Raw genomic sequence first — 3075 nt, forward strand, 5'->3', positions numbered from 1 at the left:
TTGGTAAAACTGATTTCTGCACCTTCTTTTTCAGCACCAATCTTGATAACCTTCGTATCTTCATCCTGCTTGACAAGGCTATCACTGACAACAGTGGTCACATCATTATGAACATTCGTAACAGAAGTACTAATATCAGAAAGAGCTTCCGCTACACTATTATAGCTTTTCTCACTTTCTTTGCCTGCTGCATCAACTTTCTTGATAACAAAATTGGGAGCTTTCCATTGTCCATTCTCGTAGCCAGCACCACCACCTAAATATATCGCGAGAGTGTTACTCATTGAATAAAGCTGATTGCCGGTAATCGCTTCTGTTGAGCTTTCAGAAACCTCTCCATTTGCAAGAAATTTAATCTTGCTATTCGTTTTTGTTCCCTTTTTCTCCCCATGCTGTGCTAAAAATGCACCCTCAGCACTACTCCAATTTAAAGAATCCTGTGCAACACCTTCTGATACTTCTTTAATGCGCTGATTTACATGCTTGATATTTTCATCAAGACCTGAAAAAGCCGTGCCAACACCAGTATACGATTTATCTTTTACCTTACCTTCTTCAGAAACCTCGGATAATTTATAGGTTGGCTGTGTAAGAGCGCCATCTTTAAAGGAGGATTCTCCACCTAAGAACTTAGCAATATCCTCACCAATTTTATTGATCTGACCACCCGTAATTACATCATGTGAATCCTTGATAATCTTACCATCAGCAACATTATGGAGTGAAACTGGGGAAGAATCCTTACCTTTTCCTAAAGTTATATTCGTATAATCAGTTTCACCCTTTTCCTTTTTATCGTAATGAACAACAATGGAATCTTCTGACTGAAGATTATTAGAAAGTTCCTTCAGACTTTCATCAAGCTGACCTTTGTTAACTGCTTCATTATTCTTCGTTGCGGCCTTCACACCAGAAAGCGTCCGATCTGCTTGATCCTTATTTGCAATATTAATTTCTGTACCGCTCGTTTCTTTACCAACAGTGATAGGTGCAGTTTCATTATCCTGCTTAACAAGGCTATCACTGACAACATTCGTCACATCATTATGAACATTCGTAATAGAACTCGCAATACCTGCAAATGCATCCGCTATACTCTGATAGCTTTTTTCAATTTCAGTACCATCACCATTGACGGTTTTAAGCTTGAAGGTAGGTGCAAACCACTCCCCTTTTTCATACTTAGCACCACCACCGAAATATGTCGCAAGCGCACTACCCATCGAATAAAGCTGATTACCGGTTATTGCTTCTGTCGAACCCTTTAAAACGTCTCCATCTAACAAAAACTTCAATTTGCTATTGCTTTTGCCTTTACCTTCTCCATGCATCGCTACAAAGGCACTATCTGCCTCGCTCCAGTTCAAAGAATCCTGCGCTACACTTTCAGAAACTTCTTTAATACGCTGATTCACATTCTTGATATTTTTATCAAGTCCAGTAAAAGCACTACCGACATCGTTATAAGAACCGTCTGTTACTTTTCCTTCCTCAGAAACATGAGATAATTTATAAGTAGGGTTGGTAAAGCTACCATCTTTAAACGCCGCATCACCACCTAAAAACTTAGCAACATCTTGAGAAATCGTGTTGATCTGACTACCATTAATCGCATCATGTGAATTTTCAGCAATGGTACCATCCGCTATATTATGAAGTGCAACTAGTCCTGCATCCTTACCTTTACCTAAAGTCACACTGCTATAATCAGTTTTACCATCTGCCAGCTTATCGTAGTGAACAACAGCTGAATCATCAGACTGAAGGCTGATAGAAAGATCCTTCAGACTTGCATCAAGCTGCGCTTTATTGACTGCTTCATTGTCATTCTCTGCTGCCTTAATACCTGAAAGCGTCCGTTCTTTGCCCTTTTCGTCCAGAAGACTTATTTCCGTACCTGCTACTTCTTTACCAATAGTGATAACCTTCGTATCATCATCCTGCTTGATAAGGCTATCACTGACAACATTAGTTACATCATTATGAACATTCGTGATAGAACTCGCAACTCCAGCAAATGCTTCCGATACACTATTGTAAACCTTTTCCTCACCAGCACTACCATCAGAATTAACAGTTTTAAGCTTGAAGGTAGGTGCAACCCATTCTCCCTTTTCATTATAACCTGCACCTCCACCAAAATACGTCGCAAATGTCTGATTCATTGAATAAAGTTGATTACCAGTGACAGCATCCGTTGATTTAGCGCTAATCTCACCATTTGCTAGAAACGTAATTTTGCTATTGCTTCCTTCCGTTCCATGCTTAGCTAAAAACGCATTGGCTTCATTACTCCAATTCAAAGAATCTTGTGCAACTCCTTCTGAAACTTCCTTAATACGCTGATTCACATTTTTGATATTATCATCAAGACCTTCAAACGCACCACCCACACCATCAAAGGCGCTCGTGCTTACCTGACCATCTTCAGAAATATGCGATAATTTATACCTTGGCTGTGTAAGAGCTCCATCTTTAAAGGATGCTTCTCCACCTAAAAACTTAGCTACATCCTCACCGATTTTATTAATCTGTCCACCCGTAATCGCATCATGTGAACCCTTGGCAATCTGACCATCAGCAACATTATGCAAACCTACAGCTGCCTTATCCTTACCTTTACCTAAAGTTACACTCGTGTAATCAATGCCACCATTATCACCCTCTTTTTTATCATAATGAACAACAGCTGAATCTTCTGACTGAAGGCTGGTAGCAAGTTCCTTCAGACTTGCATCAAGCTGACCCTTGTTAACGGCATCATTGTCTTGTTCTGCATCTTTCACACCAGAAATAACCCGTTTCACACCGCTTTTGTTTGCAACATTGATTACAGTGCCATTTGTCTCCTTACCAACAGTGATAGGAGCCGTTTCGTTATCCTGCTTGACAAGGCTTTCACTCACTACATTCGTAATCTCTTTGCTGATCTCATTTTTTACATTCGTAACAGAAGTACCAACTCCAGCCAAAGCATCCGCCACATTGCTATAAGTTTTCTCTTCAGATTTACCATCATCCTTAACTGTCTTAACCTTAAAACTTGGAGCTTTCCATTGTCCTTGCTCATCATAG

1 pseudogene is annotated in these 3075 nt (G+C 39.9%); it reads right to left on the reverse strand.

Annotated elements, in window-relative coordinates:
- A pseudogene (locus tag ACFIO3_RS10780) lies at positions 1–3075 on the reverse strand (hypothetical protein); the annotation flags it as partial.

This window comes from Bartonella sp. AD328YNZD (assembly GCF_042196425.1).